The sequence below is a fragment of the uncultured Butyricimonas sp. genome, assembly GCF_959596855.1.
Classification (GTDB): Bacteria; Bacteroidota; Bacteroidia; order Bacteroidales; family Marinifilaceae; genus Butyricimonas; species Butyricimonas muris.
In genome coordinates, this window is sequence record NZ_CAUFYA010000013.1 from 36377 (window position 1) to 56737 (window position 20361).

Genomic DNA, 20361 nt, shown 5'->3' on the forward strand with positions numbered 1-20361 from the left:
ATTAGTATAATTTTGGGCAAGATTTTATAAACGTCTATATTATTAAAAATCTAAATAATGGAAAGAGATACTCAAATTTTCGACCTGATTGACAAGGAATGCCATCGCCAGAAAGAAGGACTGGAATTGATCGCTTCCGAGAACTTCGTGAGTGAACAAGTTATGCAAGCCATGGGTTCTTGCTTGACGAACAAGTATGCAGAGGGATATCCCGGAGCTCGTTACTATGGCGGTTGCCAAATCGTTGACCAAACGGAACAATTGGCTATCGACCGTGCCTGCAAATTATTCGGTGCCGAATTCGCTAACGTGCAACCGCACTCCGGGGCACAAGCTAATGCTGCCGTGTTCTTCGCTTGCATGAAACCGGGCGATACCTTCTTGGGACTTGACTTGGCTCATGGCGGACACCTTTCACACGGATCACCCGTTAATCTTTCCGGTATCAACTACCACCCGGTAGCTTACCACGTGAAAGAAGAAACCGGAATGGTAGATTACGACGAAATGGAGAAATTGGCTATCGAGCACAAACCCAAAATGATCGTATCCGGGGCATCTGCTTATTCTCGTGACTGGGATTACAAACGTATGCGTGAAATCGCTGACAAAGTAGGTGCTTTGTTAATGTGCGATATGTCACACCCTGCCGGATTGATTGCCAAAGGTTTATTGAACAACCCGATGGAATATTGCCATATCGTGACAACTACCACTCACAAAACGCTTCGCGGACCGCGCGGTGGTATGATTCTTCTCCCGAAAGACTTCCCGAATCCTTGGGGATTGAAGACTCCAAAGGGAGAAATCAAAATGATGTCACAAGTGATCAACTTTGCCGTGTTCCCGGGACAACAGGGCGGACCGCTTGAACACGTGATCGCTGCCAAAGCCGTTGCTTTCGGGGAGGCATTATCTGACAGCTATACCGAATACGCTAAACAAATGCTGGCTAACGCCAAGGCTATGGCGAAAGCATTCGTGGAAAAAGGTTATAAAGTTGTTTCCGGCGGAACTGACAATCACTCTATGTTGATTGACTTGAGAACCAAATTCCCGGAATTAACCGGTAAGAAAGCTGAAAATACGTTGGTATTGGCAGACATCACGATCAACAAGAACATGGTTCCGTTCGATACCCGTACCCCGTTCTCCACGTCAGGTTTACGCGTGGGTACCCCGGCTATCACTACCCGCGGTTTGAAAGAGGAGCATATGCCTATCGTAGTGGATATGATCGACAGAGTATTGAGTAACATCGACGATGCCGCTGTTATCGCTCAAGTGAAGAAAGAAGTAAACGCGATGATGAACGACAGACCTATGTTTGCTTGGTAATCATCGTACCCGTATAAAAACAGTCACGCGATTCTCAACGAGTCGCGTGATTGTTTTTTTACGGATTACAATGTCCCTATACCTTCTCTAAAATCCCGATACTTCAACCGGGGTAACAACTCCTCTTTCATCCGGGAGGTATCCCCGTAATAGGATACCTGCCCTATTCTGATAAAATCAACTGTCAACGGACTTCTAACCCCGAACAGACGGGAACAAAGTTCAAAAAAGCGGGCTGCCGTGTTTATCATCCATAAAGGCATTCGCCACGGTTTTACCGTGTGCCAATGTTTCGCGGCTTCATCCAAAAACTCCTGTAAAGTCTGTACCCCATCGTCACCGATATGATATATTCCTTCAATACCCTCCTTCATGCAAGCTGCCCGTGTTGCTTCAAGAAAATCTTCGGTAGAAATCAGATGTATCCACGTGGGCTTTTGCCATACCCCCAGTAACGCGTACCGGGAAAACCAACGGGCGGCGTCCACCATCAGAATACCCCGACCGTATACCATGCCCACGCGTAAAGAAACAGCCTCAATCCCATTCTTCCGACCGTAATCGAACAGTAACTTTTCTTCTTCCAGCCTCGTGATAGCGTGAACCGACACGGGAGTCCCGTCCAATCGTCCCGCGGCCGGATGTTCGGGAGTCGTTTCACCCTCCACGTGTGGAAAGCTGATTAAGATTACCCGCTTCACACCTTGTACCACCGCAACATCCAACAAATTATTGAAATAACGGGTATTCGTGGTTGACAAAAACTTCTCCGGGTTATGCCTGAAAAGCACTCCCGCGAAATGTACTACCACATCCACTCCCTGCAAAGCCTCGGGCAACGTACCCGGCTCTCCTAAATCAGCCTTGAATACGGTAATGTTTTCTTTTTCTTTCAACTCGGAAGGTACATCTTTACGATGTGTCAGAAGATGCAGGCATACGTCCTCTTCTTTCAAACGACAAGCAAGCAAACTACCCAAATTACCCGCCGCACCCGTGATCAAGATTCTTTTACCCATCCCTTAGTCTTTCACCAAATCAAAATAATGCATATCAATCACTTTACCGTTCTTCACGGCAGCTTTGCGCAGTATTGCCTGTTTCGTGAACCCGGCCTTTTCCAGTACTTTCATGGACGCCGGATTATACTCGTAAACGGTGGCAAACAAACGAATGATATCCGTTTCCCGGAATACATAATCCACCACCCGGCGTATTGCCTCGCTCATGATTCCTTTATTCCAATAATCTTCACTCAACCAATACCCCAGTTCCGCGCTATATCGTTCGACGTCACACAGGGGAATGAAACCGATTCCTCCCACCGCTTTCCCATCCGCCACGATAGCGAAATCCTGCACGTACGGTTTATCCATCGTTACACGGATATACGTCCCGGCATCCTCCCTCGTGTAAGGATAAGGCAAACCGTCCCGTACGTTATTCCATATATTAATATTACTGATATTTTCAGCCAAAGAATCGACATCGGCAAGCGTCCATTCTCTCAATAAAAAACGTTCTCTCTCGTCTCGTATCTCCATATTCATATCATTTGTTTAATAAAACCCCTACTCCAAGTCAATGAAATATTACTAAAATGTTAATTTTCTTTCCCAATAAAGAAAAATACGAACTTTCAGGTGGTAAATATACCTATTTTCACGTATATAGCAGAAAAAAAGCACGGAAAACGTTGCATTTATTGAATCGATTCGCTATATTTGAAACAAAACACTAAGTATGATAAGATTCGTATTACATAGCCTTCTGATCTTGGTGGTAACACAACTCACGAATGTTGCCATGGGACTGGTTATGACTGAATCTCAACGCGGTGCCATCGTTTGTCAGATATCAGAAATACATGACTCTATCACCAAGGCAGAAGCCTTTGATATCATGAACCCCAACGATATGCCGGTACTCCAGAACACGCTCGTCAGCATGAGGAGATCGGAATTGCCTTGTCGGGTTCGAGTCATGCTTGACGGAATCACCGCTGACGAATACGAATATCCAATTCTCAACCCGAAGACAGACAACAAGGGAACACGTGACGTGTTCATATCGCAACCCAAGCGATATTTCCATGAGCTCTGCCTTCTAATCATTTGAAAAACCAGTACATATTTGGCACGTATCTTGTATCATGAATACATAGGATACATTTGCTAAGTGTTACCCAAGTTATAAAACGGAGCAACGCGTAAAGCGTTATATATATACACACACAATACACACAAAAATGAAAACAACTTTATTCAGTAGAAATCGGGAAGAGAAAAATTACGAATTATTTTTCGAGCCGGAAGAATTGCACCGGGTGCAATATTTGTTGGAAACCAAACAGTTCCTCGGTCTGTCTGAGTTACAGAAAAGCGAGGACGCGAACACGGGTATGAAATTGAAACTCTCACTGGCTGAGCGCGGGAAATTAGCCACAGCTCAACTATTCGAGTATATAATGTCTGCTTACGAAGCAGTTTCACCTATTATGATCTTCCGTAATAAAGAAGCGGTAGCTCTCTCGGGAGCAGTCACGCTGGAAGATTAGACATTCTTTAAGTAAAAAACGGGTTCAAGAAATTGAGCCCGTTTCTTATTTCATGGGAAATATTTCCACATGTATAAAAAGTATTTACCACACTTTTCCTCATATCTGTTTGTTCATCTTGAAAAGGAGTCCCTTTTTATTAAAATAAAATAAGGTAACGACTGCCATCACGAAAGAAATAAAATCCGCCATGGGCAAACTGGCCCACACGCCCGTGATACCCCAGAAACGGGGTAAAATCAGCAGGAACGGTATCAAGAATATCAACTGGCGCGACAACGACAGGAATATAGAAACTTTCGCTTTCCCGATAGACTGGAAAAAATTGGTAATAATAATCTGACACCCGACCAGCGGAAATAACAAACAAGTTATCCGTAACCCGAACTTTGCAAGCTCCGTCAACTCATGATTATCCGTGAACATACCCACGATAAAGTCCGGGAATAATTGGCTCGTGATAAACCCGAACGTCGTGATCGAGATTCCCGTGATCATGGCATAACGCAACACACGTCGTACCCGGTCAAACAATAACGCCCCGTAATTATACCCGACTACCGGCTGCATTCCCTGCGTGAGCCCGATCTCGATCATGATAAACAACGTCAACACCCGGTTCACGATGCCATAAGCCCCGATTGCCAAATCTCCACCGTAGCGCATGAAACTATTATTCAAGATAATCACCACCGTACTGGCGCACACGTTCATCAAGAAAGGCGACATCCCTATAGAAAGAATACTTTTGATTATCCGGCCTTTTAACCGGAATATTCCGGCCTTGAAATGTACCGAACTATTCTTGTTTATAAAATGTGCCAGAATCCACACCAACCCGCTCGTCTGCGCGATCACGGTAGCGAACGCTGCCCCCCGGATTCCCCACCCGAAATGGAAAATAAATATCGGGGCTAATATAATATTCACGAAAACCGTCAACAGCGATGACAACATGGCTTTCTTCGGGTATCCCGTCGCGCGCATCAGGTTGTTCAACCCGATAAAAGTGAAAGCGATAGGATTTCCCAATAGTATCACCTCCATAAAATCTCTGGCGTAAGGCATCGTGGCCTCGCTTGCCCCGAAGAACCGCAACGTGGGCTCCAGTAATAACGTGGCAATCCCTCCGAAACAGAATCCGAGAATAACGCACAGCAAAAACACGTTCCCCAACACCGACGAGGTCTTTTCCATATCTCTCTGTCCCATGTATATGGAACTGATCGTGGCTCCCCCGACACCAATCAGTGTACAAAAAGCAATAATCAGGTTCATCAACGGGAAAGTAATCGCCAATCCCGAAATGGCAAGCGGTCCCACGCCATGACCGATAAAAACACTATCAATAATATTATACAACGATGTAACCGTCATCCCGATGATAGCGGGTATCGAGTACTGAAGCAATAACTTCCCGACGGGTTTTGTTTCCAATAAATGCGATGCGTCCGCAGCAGACATAAAATGATCCTCCTTTCTTTAGTATTACAGCCTCGTTCACTCCCCCTCGATCACCATCAGATAAGAACAGAGAGCGCAAAGATAGCAAATAGTTTATAAAGTTTATAAGGTTTATCTAGGGCAACCGCATCAAAATAATTTTTACTATTTTCCTTCCTTTTTCAAGATAAGATTCTGGTGTATTCAGTTATTTTTCTATAATGAATAATAATTATACCATGTATTTTCGTATTATCAAACTTTATTCAATTTCAATTTATTTTCTATTATTTTACCTTTATAATAGAAGATGAATAGGAGTTGAATAGGAGTTGAATAGGAGTTGTTATAAAGAAACTATAAAGTATATATATCATATATAATTACTATTTAACTTATCTCACACTAAACAAGAGAGAAAAAGGGGATAATTTTTCTCTCTATTCAATTTTGACGCATTTGCCCTAAAGGTTTATAAAGTAGAGGATTCCCAAGGAGACGCCGCATATAAAGCATCCCGCGGATATCTATTACTTTATAAACCTTATAAACTCTATGAACCTTACAAACCCTTATTTTTTTCCCTTGAATAGTCTGCCGATCCGCCCCACACCCCAGCGTAATACAATGGGTATAGCCGCCTCTATCAAAACAGGCGAAAAATCTTTTAACATGGCACCCAGCATCGGGGTATCGCACACCTCCTTTTCTTCCTTCGGGGTATCGTCCCTCCTGCCGGAAAAAAACAACGACGAGATACCGGAAAACAACAATTTCCCGGAATGGCGATGGATAAAACGGAAATCCTCGTTCAGTTTTTCCTCCTGCAAACGGCAACTCTCACGCACCCGTTTCTGTTCCGCCCGTAATATCTCCAGCGGGGTCGGTGGTTTCTTCGTCCTCTTTTTCATCTTTACTCATCATCGCGGTTATAATCTCATTTGTCACCCTCGCGCTAATCTTCTCCCGGAACAACAGAATCAGCCCGAACAACAACAGGTACATCCCCACTACCAACAAAAACCCCAGTGCCACGCTGTTCAATATCTCGCCGAGGAAAAAACCAAGGGCGAGAAACAGGAAAAGAATAGCGAAAAAGGCGAGCAATACCAAAACAATACCGTACGAGAAGACCGCCATTGTCTTGGCTACCCTCTCGTACGTGTTCAATTTCATTAGCTCAAGTCTTGTCTCCACGTAGGTTGAAATGTCATTTTTCAACCCGGAGAAAGTCTTTTCGGCGAAATTCTCCATAAGCCGTTACTTGGTTTCAGCAGCCGCTCTCCCCTCGTGTTCAGTCTTTCCCGCTACTTTTTCCGCTACATCATGTACATTCTCGGAAACATGTTCGCGTGCTTCCTCGGCTTTTGATTTTGCTTTAGCGTATACGCCTTTCACCTCGTCCTTTACTTTGGCAACAGCGTGATCAAACTCTTCGGCTAATTTCTTGCGGTTGTCGGCAACCATTAAATACCCGACAGCTACTCCAACTACCGCGCCTATACCCAGACCCAGCAGTAAATTTGAAGTTTCGTTTTTCATATTCGTCTAATTTTTAATTTATATATTTACTTCAACGAATAGAACTGCAAAAAGTTTGCCTTTTTCTTTATTTTTCAAGACTAATTTTAACGACTTATAAAATGCACTTTCAACGGGTCATACCGTTCCGTCACAGTATCCGTTTCCCTTGCCGCATTCCCGAGCGCAACCACGGCGAACGGCACAAATTCCGACGACAAGTGCAATGCTTTTTTCACCTCGTGCACGAAATGCATTTTCGGGTACACCCCGATCCATGCCGTTCCCAATCCTTCGGCATAGGCTTGCAGCAACATATTCTGCACGCAGGCTCCCAATTCCTGCGGCCAATTACCACCCTCCAGACCTGCCAGCCGGGTATTACAACACACGAGTATAGCCATCGGGGCTGTCCGCAACGCCTCGCTCCCCGGCAAAATCTCCGCCAACTCGTGCAGATGTTTCGCATCCTCCATCACGAAGAACTCCCACGGGCGACGATCTTTCACCGAGGGTGCGTACATTCCGGCACGCACCACACGCTCGATCACTCCCGTGCAAATCTTCTCCCCCGTGTATTCCCGCACCGTGCGGCGACCTGTAATCGCCTCGTCCGCGGAAGCCATCGTCGTGAATTTCTGGCTTTTCATCTCCGTCGCCAATTCCCGTACACGGGGAATAATGCGCGTGAAATGTCCGCTTTCCTTATGTGTCGCCAGCACCGCCTCGTTCTCCCACGTTTCTATGATCATCATCGTGTCTTCCAGCCGACAATTTTCCAGTATCTCGTAACCGATACATCCCCGCTCTCCTCGCGAGAGGTCTGCCATTTCGCTCAACAAAGCCGCAACTTCGGCGCGTACCCCGGCGCCGACCGATAAAGTAACATTTATTCTGATCATATCCTGTTCACTTAGAAATTCGACATTCCACACCCCACTACCTTTCTCCCCGCTTAAAATCATACAAATTTATAAAAGTTCAATGACTATTTCATAACCTAAAAGAACTTTTATTCGTAAATGATTTCAAAGCATACTTGCGGGTATCGCTACTTTATAAACTAAACCTTATATTTGTGGGCTTAAAAAACGAACAAATGATACAACCGTTAGATATTATACGCAAATACTACACGCTTGACTCCCTCGCGGGACAAAGTCTATTGATACACAGCCAACTCGTGCGGGACAAAGCACTCGCCATCGCTATGCGCCACGCGGAAATGGATCTCGATATCTCCTTTATCAAAGAAGCCGCCATGTTGCACGATATCGGGATATTCCTCACCAACGCTCCCGACATCGGGTGTTTCGGCGAATATCCTTACATTTGCCACGGCTATCTCGGTGCCGATTTACTCCGGAAAGAAGGACTGCCTCGCCACGCCCTCGTGTGCGAACGTCACACGGGCACAGGGCTCACGATCGAAATGATACAGGAAAAACATCTCCCGCTTCCCCTTCGCGACATGCAACCCGTCACGCTGGAAGAGAAACTCATCGCTTTCGCCGACAAGTTCTACTCGAAAAGCAACCTCACCCGCGAAAAGAAAATCAGTAAAATCCGTGCCGAAATGTTGTTTCACGGGGCGGATTCCGCCGCCCGCTTTGACGAATGGTGCAGACTGTTCTTGTAATTTAAAATGGAGTGTTATTCTCCATTTTGCTTTCTACACCAGTTCTTTATCCCGCATTCCCCGCATTTCGGGCTTCGTGCCGTACACACGTACCGTCCATGCAAAATCAACCAATGGTGTGCTCTCGACAACCATTCCGCCGGGATATTAGCCACGAGTTGTTTCTCTGTTTCCAGTGGAGTACGTGCCCCTGTCACCAACCCGATACGATCAGCCACACGAAACACGTGCGTGTCCACGGGCATTGCCGGACGCCCGAAAGCCACCGCTTCCATAACGTTCGCGGTCTTTCGTCCCACACCGGGCAAGGTTTGCAGTAACTCGAAATCAGACGGCACTTCCCCGTTGAACTCGTTCATCAATTTCTTCGCCATTGCCGACAAATGTTTGGACTTATTATTCGGGTACGATATCGACCGTATCAACTCGAAAATCTCTTCTATCGTGGCGCCCGCCATCGCCTCGGCTGTCGGGAATCGCTCGAATAATGCCGGAGTCACCATATTTACCCGCTTGTCAGTACACTGTGCCGACAGGATGACCGCAACCAGCAACTGGAAAGGGTCATTATAACGCAACTCCGTGTCGGCAACGGGCATCTCTTCCCGGAACCATGCCAACACGCGGTCATATCTTTCTTTCAATTCCATACCTTATATATAATTACAAGTTTCAAGTCCGCAAGTTACAAGTTATTTTTCAAAATACACGCCCCGAAGTCGATTCTGTAATCACACGATCAACTAAATTCATCCCACGGGCGACGCAACTTTCCCTGCACGAAGTGAAGTGTTTCTTCCCACAAAGCCCGACAAGCCGGAAGGTCACGAGCCTCGGCAGGTAGTTTGACGGGATGACCGCCACGGAAAAGACTACCCGTCACGTGGGCGTAGCGGTCGGTAGTAGCGAGCATAATGGCAGAGGATGCTCCCCGCGCGGGAGATTTGATAAAGGGACGGAACAGAAGATCGGTCAACGGGTCATACCAACGTCCCATCGTGATCATGCCCGTATCGACTACACCGGGATCGACCGCGTTGGCAGTAATCGTGCGCCCGCGTAACCGCCGGGCAAGTTCCGCCGTGAACATGAGCACGGCAAGTTTAGAATCCGGATACGCCCGGAAACGCCGGAAACGTTCCGGGTCGGGAACAAGGAAACGCTCTCCCACGTGTCCCATGCAAGTGGTGATCGAGGTCGTGTTGATAACACGCGATTCGATGCCGTGTCCCATGAACGGGAGTAACGAATTGGTCAGCAACCACGTCCCCGCGTAATTCACACCGACGGTCATTTCCAGCCCGTCTTCCGTCAGAGAAAATTCGCCGGGCATCGTTCCCGCGTTATTCACCAGCACGGCAATATCCTTTCTTGTCATTTCCTCGGAAAACATTTGAATGGACGCGAACGAAGCGAGATCAAGACGATATAATTCCACGTTTGAATTACCACTCTCCCGTACAATATCCTCGCGCACCGGTATCGCTTTCGCTATATCGCGACAAGCCATCACCACGGGCATTCCCGCCCGGGCTACCGCCATCGCAATTGCCCGTCCCATGCCGCCGTTAGCACCCGTGACTATTACCCAACCTTGTTTCATTTTTCTTTCCTTTTATCCTTCTATCTACCTCTCGAATCGCCCACCTGATCACCCCTAATGGCACGAGTTTCAATGTCCCGATCATGAAATAATTGAATATCCCCGGGATTACTCTTGCCCGACGACGGAACATAGCCCGTAACCCGCGGCGAGCCAACGAACGGGGAGTCATCATCACCCCAAGGCGCAAGGCGAGTCTTTGCAAATGTCGCGGTAAATTGTACAAGTCTGTCGCTACCGCACCCGGACACACCGCAGTGACACTTACCCCGTGGTCAAGCATTTCCAACCGGAACGCACGGGAGAAATTTCTAAGAAAAACTTTCGTGGACGCATAAAGCGAAATTGACGGGTAAGGTAACCACGCCGAGGCGGACGACATATTCAAGATATACCCGCGACGGCGGGATTTCATATCTTCACCGAAAAGACGGCATAGCATTGTCGGTGTAGTCACGTGAAGCGTCAGCATCAACTCCACCCGATCAACGGGAACATCCACAACCTGCTCGAAATAGAATACACCCGCGTTATTCACCAGTATATCAACCGTGAATCCCCGTTCTCGACAAAATTCGTGCAACCGCACCGCCGCATCGGGTACAGCCAGATTCATGCACACGGGATAAGTCCGGGTTCCGTATTTCGCGGCGAACTCTTCCGCCGCTTTCCGTAGCGGGATATCCTCGTTGCTCACCATCACCACCTCGTATCCCTTCTCGCACAACTGCCGGGCATATTCCCGTCCGATACCGGAACTCGCTCCGGTTACAACAGCCGTGAGGTTCGCCTTCTTTGTTTGCCTTCGGCAAGTTGCAGGTTGCAAGTTACATTCGCCTTCGGCGAGTTGCAAGTTACTTTTCATTCCGATAATCACTTAATCACTAAATATCTAATCACTAATCACTTAATCACTCAATCGGCAATCATAAATCATAAATCATAAATCATAAATCATTTAATCGTTCCATTTCCTTTACCAGCGATTTCGGCAAATCCTTCACGTGCTGGTAGCAAGCCATCTCGCGGGAATACATCCGGGCGATGCAATAATTGACATGCTCACAAGTATTTCGGGCGTTTTCTTCTCGTGCCATACGGTTCACGAAATCCGGTTCATTAAGTAAGGCTCTTGCCATAGAAACAAACTCGAATCCCGAATTCAGCACCCGATCTATCGTATCACGAGCTATCAGACCACCGACAAAGACGAGAGGCAAATGCAACGCCTCACGAAATTTTATCGCGTCATCATAAAAATAAGCTTCTTTGAAAGGCTCCGTCGGAATCATAAAACGTCCTGCCAAACGTACCCCCCAGCGTAACCACGCCTGATGCATATAATGTGTCATAGAACGTATCGGCATAGCCCCGCGCATCACGTACATCGGAGCCCGACTGACAAACCCGCCACTAAGAATAAGAGCGTGTGCTCCTGATTTTTCCAAAGCTTTCGCAACCTCGATACACTCCGGTACTTCCATGCCACCGCGAAAACCGTCGCGTGTATTCACTTTCACGAGGATAGCCATATCATCGCCCGCCGCCTCCATCACCTCGTCCATCACGATACGCATAAAACGCATCCTGTTCTGGAGCGAACCACCATACTCGTCGCGACGATGATTGGTATAAGGCGAAAGAAACTGACTAATCAAATAACCATGCCCGGCATGAATCTCCACGGCATCGAATCCCGCCTCTCGGGCAAGACGCACGGAGTTACCATACTCCCGTGCCATATCGACGATCTCGTCCCGTTTCATTCCCCGCACGAGCGTAGGCGAATAAATATTGAAACCGCTGGACGCAGAGAGAGGCATACAACCACATATCGAGCGATGGGACATATTCCCGCAATGCCCCACTTGAATAGATGCCGCGGCTCCCTCGGCGTGGATATCATCGGTTATACGCCGCAAATCGGGAATGATCTCCCGCCGCAACCATAGCTGGTGAGGAAACGACAATCCGCTCCTCGTCACTGCCGCGTATGCCAAGGTGGTCATACCGATTCCCCCGCGGGCTACCGCCACGTGATAATCATGCAACATATCCGACGGGGCATTCCCCGGGCACATTCCCTCGAAAGCAGCCGCCCGAATCGTCCGGTTGCGCAATGTCAAAGGACCGATATTATAAGGCGTGAACAGTTTGCTGCCTTCGGCAGTCGCAGGTTGCGGGTTACATCCGCCGTTAGCGAGTTGCAAGTTGTTGCTGTTAGTGGTGTCTTCTTTCATGTTAACCTTTTTATCTTTGAGAACTAATATATAAACGGTATCACCCGCTTCAAACGCATCGCGCGCACCTCATCACCGAATTCGTCAAGATAACGATGATAAATAGTGTTCGCTCGCGGCACAAGGTTCGCGAATGTCCAAACGACAAATACCGTGCCGGAAAGAGACCACGTGAGTATGGCAAAACCTGTCCACTCCACGATTTCACCGAAATAATTCGCGGAAGTCACGTAACGGAACATACCGCCTCGAGGCAGATAATGAGCCGTGTCACCGGGACGACGCAAATGCCGGATAATATAATCGGAATGAAGATTGATAAACATCCCCCCGAAAAACACGACCGTACCGATGATAAATTGCGGGGTGGTCAGCCACGCCGTCGTGTACATATCCGCGGGAGAGAAATAAAATATCCATCCCCCTTGCATACATGCATTAAGCACGTTGAACGTGATTCCCATAAGCACGATACCCAACGGCATACGTCCCTTACCCTTCAGCAGAAACGGGAAAATGAACGAACGCTGGAAATAATGTATCTCGAAAAAAAGAAAGAATAAAAACGGAACAATATCAAAACGACGATCGGAAAAATACCAGTAAAGCAACATCGCCACGAAAACGGGACTCTCCATGAGCACCCACCCCAACCGATTATTCAGCGGACATCCCCACTTCGCGTCAAAAAACATACCGTATCCCGCCTTCACGAAATAAAGTGCCACGAAAACGATAACCGCAATTCCGGTCATCACGAATAAAAATATATGAAATGTATCCATACAATAACCTTTTATTAGTTTCCGGCAAAACTAATAAAAAGTTTATAAAGTTCATAAGGTTTATAAAGTAATAGACACAGTCCGAGAAGCACCCGTTACTTTATAAACTTTACAAACCTTATGAACTTTATGAACCTATTTATCGTTTAGCTTCCCCGTGCGGTCCCGGCAATCCGTCACGGAAACGGATACTGGCATGCGTACCGTCGCAGAATGGCTTGTTGGACGAGGCACCGCAACGACAAAGAGTAACCCGATTGCGAAGTTCGTATTTTACCCCCTCCGTGTCGTCAATAGGAATCCCCCCTCTCACGAACAGCGGACCACTGCAACGTTCCTGAGGATCTTCAAGTAACACGAGCGAGGGAGTCAGCCTGTTCTCGATAAACTCACCTTTCTCCTTGTCCCACGCCTTCAGTCTTCCGGCAGGACAATAATTCGCCTCGCGCACGGTAAGTTCACGTGCTTCCTTATCGTCGGATTCCTCGACAAGATTCCACACCTTACCGTAAGCATCACAAAAACGGGCAAAAGCACAATATTTCTCGTTATCCGTCAATTCCAATTCCGGACCGTCGAACACGTCGGCGTTATCGAGTAAAGGTATATTATCGGCAGTCAGCGAGGGATCCCAATTGGTGGTCAAATGGCTGCCGTCACAAAAGGGGTGATTCTTTGATGCACCGCACCGACAAAGCGCCACGGGGTCATCTTCCAAATCGAACTCGATACCGTCGCGATACGACCACGAAGTACCTTCCTCATTTTGCACGATAAACTGTTGTTTCATGGGTGGACGCCCGTAGACCATATAAGGTCCTTTGCGATCCACCACGATAGAATACTTATGATCGTTCAGGGGTGTCCCCGGTTCTATTTTACGCTCTTTCATGACTTATAAGATTTATAACATGATAGATATATCGTAAAAAAATAAGGTTTTGTTTCAAGAAATCACCACATTATTTCTTCACCCGCGTGAAAAAATAATGTTCTTCATTCGATAGTTCCGGGTTAAACGTGAAACCGTCCCAACGAAAAGACTTCAACTCCTCGGGGGCCTCGATACGGTTGAGCAGAATGTGACGGGTCATAATACCTCGTGCTACCTTGGCATAAGTACGAATTGTCTCGTATTTCCCGTCACGCCACTCTTGAAACTCCGGTGTGATCACCTTCACCTTTTCCCGGATCACGTCCATTTGTAACGCCCCTTGTATATCAAGACTGGCGAGGTTTACCATAATACCACCGGCAGAACGTACGGCATCCAGCAACGGGATTGTCAACTTGGGCGTCCAATAATCGTAAAGATCACCCCCGTTTGTCCCGTTCAATTTTACCGCGAAAGCGATACGGTACGCCTGTATCAGATCAAGCGGTCGTACCAACCCGTAGAGCGTTGAAATAATACGGAGATGATTCTGGGCATATCTCAGATCGTCTACCGCGAATGAAGCTGGATCAATAGCTTTGAACACACTCCCGTTATATGCCAGCAACGCCTGTTTGCGAGGATTCGACAAACTACCGAACTTTTGATAACGTTCGTAATTCTCCTGAGCCAACTTATCACTGATCTTTAACATTTTCTCTAAATCGGATGCCGAAAAACGACGCATCTGTTCCGCGAGATACTCCGCCTCGGTCGCGTACTCGGGTATAGAACCCGGAACATCTTTCTCTACCGCGGACATATCCATGGCCTTTGCCGGTGATAAAATAATCAACATAACTTCTAATGTATTTCTTCAATTTTATACCCCGCACCCTCGAATGCCTTGCGCACGGAACGGGTATCGCCCGTTTGCAACGTCACTGTCAGTACTTTATCGGGATGTTTCAAATCAACAGTCCAATCCGTAACGTCCCTCGTGCTATTCAAGTACGGGGTAACTTTTGATACGCAACCATTACATTTTAGGTTTGTCTTGAATCGAAATTTCTTTTCCATGTCTAATCTGTTTATAAAGTTTACAAGATATGACTATCATTACCTGACATTGCAAATTATCATTTATATGTTTACGAATACAAGTGCTTCTATGTTTCAAATGACAGGCATATAAAGTATTAGATCACCAAATTCCATACCAAGGGTAAACTTTTTTTTGACATTATTATAGGATCTCCATAAAATCTTTGCCTGTTCCCGTGTCTACCTACCGTCCGCAAGGAGAAAAATGAAACAATTCGTTGTTTTTTATAAAATATTCGCGTAACTTACTTCCCGGCTATAAATACAAATGATCAAGAAGGAAAATATAAAACATACAGCTATGAAAAGAAAAGATATTACCCTCCACGTGGCACCAGAGGCTCTCATGGCTCTTGCTCTAATATTGGAAATGAAACTCGATGAATGGGACGAAGACCCGCAGAAAGAACTTTACATGCTCATGCCCGACCTCATTGATGAATTTAAATATACCATAGACGAAATGACCAGACAGGGTACTCTCGCCAGTAAAATATTCGGGAAAAATCGTGAAATACGTCCGGCAAAAATCACCTTTACCAGCACAAAAGGAAAACACGTGCTATATCCCACGCAAGACCTGCCCGTGGTGGACGGTTGGCATATCCTGTTTATCGGCGGAAGAATAAAAATCGGGGTAAAAGGACAAAAACTCACCCCTGTATCCATAAGGCAAGGAAAACTCGTGCCGAAAGCTATCGACATAAACGAAATCTACAAAAAGCTAGTCATAGGAGCCGGCTTCGCCTACTATGAAATGGAAGATGAACTGCTCGATATCACTGACAAAGGCGCCGTCCCAATCACAGGATGCTCCATCGAATGGGAAAAAAGCGACTTCTGCCTCTGAAAATAAAAGTTCACAAGCCTACACTCAAAGAAACAACATCAAAATCACCTGCGCCAGAATTACCCGTACGAACATCGTCAACGGGTAAACTGTCGCGTATGCCACGGAAGGAGAATCATTATCCACGGTCGTGTTTACATAATTCAACGCCATCGGGTTAGACATACTCCCGCACAACATTCCCGCCACCGAACCGAAATCAATCTTCATCCACTTGATTGCCACAGCCGCCACAAGCACGACAGGAACCACCGTGATAGCAAAACCGAGAGCCACCCACAATGCTCCTTCCGGACGAAAAACCGTTTCGAAGAAATGCGTACCGGCATCCAGCCCAAGACAAGCGAGATACATCGAAAGTCCCAAAGCCCGCAACATCAAGTTCGCGCTAATCGTCGTGTAAGTAATCATATGTATCCGAGGACCGAAAGCACCGACCAGAATACCCATTATAATCGGACCTCCCGCCAATCCCAACTTCACCGGAAAACTGATACCGGGAATAGCCAAAGGTATTGAACCGAGCAACAAACCGAATACCATACCGATAAACACCGCCACAAGATTAGGTTCGTCAAGGTCTTTCACGGCATCACCCACAGCTTCCCCCACCCGGGCAATAGCAGCCTCCTCGCCAACCACGTTCAAACGGTCGCCCAACTGCAAGACAAGATCAGGTGTCGGCAAAAGCACGATTCCCGCTCGGTAAATACGAGTCACGTTAATCCCGAACTCGTTCCGTAGGCGCAATGTCCCCAACCGCTTCCCGTTAATATCGGGACGTGTAATCACGATACGATGCGACACGAGTTGGTTATCCACGGCATTCCAGTCGATATCCTCCTGATTCCAATCCGTCGTGTCCCGCTCACCAATCATTCCCGACAAAGCGTCAACATCACTTTCCGTGATAATAACCAGCAAACGATCGCCAAGCTGCACTACCGTGTCGGAAGCCGGAATGACTACCTTCCCGTCACGCCACAAACGGGAAATCACGAATCTCTTCGACGCCATTCGCGCTATATCTTTAATTGTCTTGCCCTCCACGCCGGGATTGCTCACGTTCAACCCCACAACAATCGTCTTCTTATGCTTATCATCATTCGATTTCTTGAAAAAGATATTCGAGGCAAAAAGTTTACGCACGAAAATCACTGCAAGAATCACCCCGACTACCCCCAACGGATAAGCCACCGCACATCCCAACGCTATATCGGAAGGAGTCATCGTCGGATCTCCCATCTGCTTCAACGTCTGTTGCGCCGCACCCAACGCCGGGGTATTTGTCACCGCACCGCTGAGAATACCTACCATGTCCGGCAAAGATACCCCCGTCGTCCAATGAAAACCCAAAGTCAGCATTACCCCGAGAGCCACCACGACCATTGCCAGTATATTCAACTTCAAACCGCCCTTTCCCAATGACGAGAAAAAACCGGGTCCCACCTGCAAACCGAGAGCGTACACGAAAATAATCAACCCGAAACTCTCGGCGTAATTCAACATCTGCGGATCAATCGTGAGACCGAAATGGCCTGCCATAATACCGGCAAAGAACACGAACGTCACCCCTAACGATACTCCCCAGATACTGATTTTCCCTAAAGCCAATCCCACTGCCGAAACCAGCGATATCACGATTACCGCCTGAATAACAGAGTGTTCTACAAATAAACTATTCAACCATTCCATATATTGAAATTTGAATGCCAAAATTAATAAATTTTCCTACCTTTGCAACAATCAAAGTTGGATTATGGAACGCGTGAAAAACAAAGAATCGATGTGTACCGGGTTTGAAGATATCTTCAAACAGCACTTTGCAACGCTATGTACCCACGCTACTACTTTCGTGAACGATCCGGACGCCTCGAAAGATATCGTTCATGACGTATTTCTCAGCTTGTGGAGTCACCGGGAAGAAATAGACTTTTCCCGTCCTATCCTGCCTTACCTGTTCAGCCTTACCCGCAACAGGGCAATCAATTACTTGGCACACCGGAAAGTAGAGGACGCCCACGCACAACAGGCACTTGTCGAGGAACCGGTATATACCCTATCCGAGCCTTCCGATCGGGATGAACTCATCAACCGTATCATAAAACGAATAGACCAACTTCCGGAACGTTGCTCGCGGGTGATGAAATTATGCTTTATAGAATGCAAAAAATATAAAGAAATAGCGGAAGAACTTAACATCTCGGTCAACACCGTTAAAACACACGTAACCACCGGATTAAATATATTACGTGACGAGTTTCCCTCTTCTCTGCTATTACTTCTTCTCGTTCACGAAGACTCTTTGCACAACGATAGCACACCGGAGGGCTATCAACGATAATCAAATTATTAGAAATTTACATAACAAATCTTCTTCTCTCCACGTTACAACGAAAAATATTAAATAAAAACGGAGGAAAACATATCTCATTTTAAATTTTTCGTTATGACTAAACCAACTAAGAACATCACTACAACTCAACTCGCGCTAATGACCGCCGCCGCGGTAATCAGCCTGCGAGGTTTACCAATGATGGCACAAGAAGAACTTACCATGTTCTTCTATATATTCTTTGCCACCTTCCTGTTTCTTATTCCCGCCGCCCTTGTTGGAGCGGAATTAGGTAGTGCTTTCGCCTCCAAAGGAGGAGGCGTCTACACGTGGGTAAAAGAAGCTTTCAACCAACGGATGGGATTTGCCGCTATCTTCCTGCAATGGATACAGAACGTGGTTTGGTATCCTACCGTCCTCGGTTTTGCCGCCGCATCCATCGCGTACATGATAGGCAAACCCGATCTGGCACAGAACGGAATGTTTGTCGGATTATTCTCTATCATCATGTACTGGTTTGCCACGTGGGTAACCCTCAAGGGGACTTCCACCGTATCCAAGCTCACCAGCCAAGGCTTCTTGATCGGAACGGTATTACCCGGAATCGTCGTCATCGTTATGGCTATCATCTGGATGGTTGATAAAAACCCGATAGCTCTGGAACACGTGCCGGCCACCGTTTCGGAAGTTGTAAATATAGACGCCGCACATCACGTGCATCCCCGTCTGTTCCCTCACATCACGGGAATGAGCGATATCGCTTTCCTTGCAGGAATATTACTTCTTTTTGCCGGAGTTGAAGTACACGCCGTACACGCCCAAGAATTACAAAACCCTCAAAAACAATTCCCGGCCGCCATGTTCCTCGCGGCATTGATCTCTTTCGCATTGTTTACCCTAGGAGCTTTGGCAGTGGCAATCGTCACCCCTTATGACCAGATAAACCTTCAATCGGGATTATTTACCACCTTCCAACAATTGTTCGACCATTACCATGTCGGCTGGCTATCCAACGTGATGGGACTCCTTGTCGCTTTCGGGGCTCTCGCCGGAGTTATGTCATGGATATCCGGCCCCAGCCGCGGTCTACTCTGGACAGCAAAAGACGGACAACTTCCCGATTTACTGAAGAAAACCAATAAAAACGGGATACAAATTAACATCCTTATCATACAAGGATGTATCGTTTCCGTTCTATCTTCACTTTACATGATCATGGACGACGTCAGCGTTGCATTCTTCCTGTTGAGCGCCCTCACGATCGGATTGTACTTACTTATGTACATGATGATGTACGCCTCCGGCATTAAGCTGAGGTACACGCAACCCGACCTTCCCCGTAGTTACCGGGTACCGGGAGGAAATCTGGGAATGTGGCTTATAGCGGGCATAGGCTTTCTTGCAGTACTATTCTCCTTCGCTGTCACCTTCTTCCCACCATCCCAACTACCTGTCGGCAGCCCGGCAATGTATACCGGACTTGTCGTCATAGGAACCGTGGTATTCTTCTCCATCCCATTCATAATCAGTATCGCGATGGAAAAGAAACGCCAACGAAGCGGACATTAACCGCATAACATACCGGGAGCGGTAAGTTTTTCACTTATCGCTCTTTTTTTTATGCACCGGGATATTCCCCTCTTTTACAAAACCGGAAGTGCTTCCGGATCTATCTTTTCAAGAATATCAAACTCCGTGTAAGAAGTCTTTGCTACCGCTTTCCGATGAGTCGTTGTCTCCTTCGCCAGTAAATACGTTATTTTCCCCTGACTGTCTATCGTGTATCCTTCTACATAAGCATACCTCACATCTTCGGGAATACGCGTTCTTCCTTGTTCATCCGGAGTAACTCTTCTAAAACCGGGAGTAATTATCCTGATCCTCTCATTTACATCAAACTTCTTATTGGCATCTATATACTGCTGCCTCAAAGTATCTTGTTGCGAACGAGCATCAATAATAATATCCTCAAGTGCCTTCATCTGAGATAAATAATCCTCTCTATTCATGCTACTTTTGAAATAAAATAAACATACCTTAATACATCATCACTGTTTTACAAATATATACAA

The 20361-nt window shown here is 46.8% G+C and carries 24 protein-coding genes; 7 read left to right on the top strand and 17 right to left on the bottom strand.

The window, feature by feature from the left end; translation table 11 throughout:
• Positions 1-57 precede the first annotated feature (57 nt).
• Positions 58-1338, top strand: a complete 1281-nt coding sequence (gene glyA / locus Q5866_RS07830; protein ID WP_099292247.1) for a serine hydroxymethyltransferase — start codon at positions 58-60, stop codon at positions 1336-1338.
• A 65-nt stretch (positions 1339-1403) separates the two neighbouring features.
• Here the strand turns inward: glyA and Q5866_RS07835 are convergent, their stop codons facing one another.
• Together Q5866_RS07835 and Q5866_RS07840 are read right to left on the bottom strand one after the other, a co-directional pair.
• Positions 1404-2357 (bottom strand): NAD(P)-dependent oxidoreductase, encoded by a 954-nt coding sequence (locus Q5866_RS07835; RefSeq protein ID WP_303179774.1) that lies wholly within the window; start codon positions 2355-2357, stop codon positions 1404-1406.
• Positions 2358-2360: 3 nt separating this feature from the next.
• Entirely contained in the window at positions 2361-2888 is a 528-nt protein-coding gene (locus Q5866_RS07840) for a GNAT family N-acetyltransferase (protein ID WP_099292244.1), read from the bottom strand.
• Between the two features lie 193 nt (positions 2889-3081).
• Between Q5866_RS07840 and Q5866_RS07845 the strand changes: the two genes are divergently transcribed.
• The gene (locus tag Q5866_RS07845; protein WP_186975252.1) at positions 3082-3456 is read left to right on the top strand and encodes a hypothetical protein; all 375 of its coding nucleotides are present in this window, start codon (positions 3082-3084) and stop codon (positions 3454-3456) included.
• A 130-nt stretch (positions 3457-3586) separates the two neighbouring features.
• Positions 3587-3895, top strand: coding sequence for a hypothetical protein (locus Q5866_RS07850; protein ID WP_099292242.1), 309 nt, complete (start codon positions 3587-3589; stop codon positions 3893-3895).
• 99 nt (positions 3896-3994) lie between these two features.
• Here the strand turns inward: Q5866_RS07850 and Q5866_RS07855 are convergent, their stop codons facing one another.
• From Q5866_RS07855 to Q5866_RS07875, 5 genes are all read right to left on the bottom strand, one after another.
• Positions 3995-5359 carry an MATE family efflux transporter gene (locus Q5866_RS07855; RefSeq protein ID WP_186975251.1) on the bottom strand — a complete coding sequence of 455 codons (1365 nt, stop codon included), beginning with the start codon at positions 5357-5359 and terminating at the stop codon, positions 3995-3997.
• 551 nt (positions 5360-5910) lie between these two features.
• The gene (locus tag Q5866_RS07860) at positions 5911-6249 is read right to left on the bottom strand and encodes a hypothetical protein (protein WP_303179775.1); all 339 of its coding nucleotides are present in this window, start codon (positions 6247-6249) and stop codon (positions 5911-5913) included.
• Complete coding sequence (locus tag Q5866_RS07865; protein WP_099292239.1) at positions 6179-6592, bottom strand: phage holin family protein; 414 nt, start codon at positions 6590-6592, stop codon at positions 6179-6181. Before Q5866_RS07865 ends, Q5866_RS07860 begins: the two co-directional genes overlap by 71 nt.
• Positions 6593-6598: 6 nt before the next feature.
• On the bottom strand, positions 6599-6880 hold the full coding sequence (locus Q5866_RS07870; RefSeq protein WP_099292238.1) for a YtxH domain-containing protein: 282 nt from the start codon (positions 6878-6880) through the stop codon (positions 6599-6601).
• A gap of 86 nt (positions 6881-6966) precedes the next feature.
• Positions 6967-7824, bottom strand: a complete 858-nt coding sequence (locus Q5866_RS07875; protein WP_303179776.1) for a nitroreductase family protein — start codon at positions 7822-7824, stop codon at positions 6967-6969.
• A gap of 137 nt (positions 7825-7961) precedes the next feature.
• On the opposite strand from Q5866_RS07875, the gene Q5866_RS07880 reads away from it, so the two are divergent.
• Positions 7962-8498: an HD domain-containing protein gene (locus Q5866_RS07880; RefSeq protein ID WP_099294515.1), complete on the top strand. Its 537-nt coding sequence runs from the start codon at positions 7962-7964 to the stop codon at positions 8496-8498.
• A gap of 14 nt (positions 8499-8512) precedes the next feature.
• Here Q5866_RS07880 and nth read toward each other — a convergent pair whose 3' ends face one another.
• The 8 genes from nth to Q5866_RS07920 all read right to left on the bottom strand — a co-directional run bounded on the left by nth (position 8513) and on the right by Q5866_RS07920 (position 15080).
• A complete protein-coding gene (nth, locus tag Q5866_RS07885; protein ID WP_099292236.1) occupies positions 8513-9148 on the bottom strand; it encodes an endonuclease III in 636 nt (211 codons plus the stop codon).
• 89 nt (positions 9149-9237) lie between these two features.
• Positions 9238-10101, bottom strand: coding sequence for an SDR family oxidoreductase (locus tag Q5866_RS07890; RefSeq protein ID WP_186975248.1), 864 nt, complete (start codon positions 10099-10101; stop codon positions 9238-9240).
• Positions 10067-10966, bottom strand: coding sequence for an SDR family oxidoreductase (locus Q5866_RS07895; protein WP_303179777.1), 900 nt, complete (start codon positions 10964-10966; stop codon positions 10067-10069). The genes Q5866_RS07890 and Q5866_RS07895 overlap by 35 nt, the downstream gene beginning before the upstream one ends.
• Positions 10967-11048: 82 nt before the next feature.
• Entirely contained in the window at positions 11049-12341 is a 1293-nt protein-coding gene (locus Q5866_RS07900; RefSeq protein WP_303179778.1) for an NADH:flavin oxidoreductase, read from the bottom strand.
• A gap of 23 nt (positions 12342-12364) precedes the next feature.
• Positions 12365-13126 (bottom strand): DUF1295 domain-containing protein, encoded by a 762-nt coding sequence (locus Q5866_RS07905; protein ID WP_303179779.1) that lies wholly within the window; start codon positions 13124-13126, stop codon positions 12365-12367.
• A 139-nt stretch (positions 13127-13265) separates the two neighbouring features.
• Complete coding sequence (locus Q5866_RS07910; RefSeq protein WP_186975246.1) at positions 13266-14018, bottom strand: CDGSH iron-sulfur domain-containing protein; 753 nt, start codon at positions 14016-14018, stop codon at positions 13266-13268.
• 70 nt (positions 14019-14088) lie between these two features.
• Positions 14089-14859, bottom strand: coding sequence for a YaaA family protein (locus tag Q5866_RS07915; protein ID WP_303179780.1), 771 nt, complete (start codon positions 14857-14859; stop codon positions 14089-14091).
• 5 nt (positions 14860-14864) lie between these two features.
• Positions 14865-15080 (bottom strand): heavy-metal-associated domain-containing protein, encoded by a 216-nt coding sequence (locus Q5866_RS07920; RefSeq protein WP_186975244.1) that lies wholly within the window; start codon positions 15078-15080, stop codon positions 14865-14867.
• 325 nt (positions 15081-15405) lie between these two features.
• On the opposite strand from Q5866_RS07920, the gene Q5866_RS07925 reads away from it, so the two are divergent.
• On the top strand, positions 15406-15954 hold the full coding sequence (locus tag Q5866_RS07925; RefSeq protein ID WP_303179781.1) for a hypothetical protein: 549 nt from the start codon (positions 15406-15408) through the stop codon (positions 15952-15954).
• Between the two features lie 24 nt (positions 15955-15978).
• Here the strand turns inward: Q5866_RS07925 and Q5866_RS07930 are convergent, their stop codons facing one another.
• Positions 15979-17649 (bottom strand): putative transporter, encoded by a 1671-nt coding sequence (locus Q5866_RS07930; RefSeq protein WP_186975242.1) that lies wholly within the window; start codon positions 17647-17649, stop codon positions 15979-15981.
• Between the two features lie 64 nt (positions 17650-17713).
• Between Q5866_RS07930 and Q5866_RS07935 the strand changes: the two genes are divergently transcribed.
• On the top strand, positions 17714-18298 hold the full coding sequence (locus tag Q5866_RS07935; protein WP_303179782.1) for an RNA polymerase sigma-70 factor: 585 nt from the start codon (positions 17714-17716) through the stop codon (positions 18296-18298).
• Between the two features lie 105 nt (positions 18299-18403).
• The gene (locus Q5866_RS07940) at positions 18404-19858 is read left to right on the top strand and encodes an amino acid permease (RefSeq protein WP_099292226.1); all 1455 of its coding nucleotides are present in this window, start codon (positions 18404-18406) and stop codon (positions 19856-19858) included.
• A 74-nt stretch (positions 19859-19932) separates the two neighbouring features.
• Here Q5866_RS07940 and Q5866_RS07945 read toward each other — a convergent pair whose 3' ends face one another.
• Positions 19933-20298: a hypothetical protein gene (locus Q5866_RS07945; RefSeq protein ID WP_099292225.1), complete on the bottom strand. Its 366-nt coding sequence runs from the start codon at positions 20296-20298 to the stop codon at positions 19933-19935.
• Positions 20299-20361 lie beyond the last annotated feature (63 nt).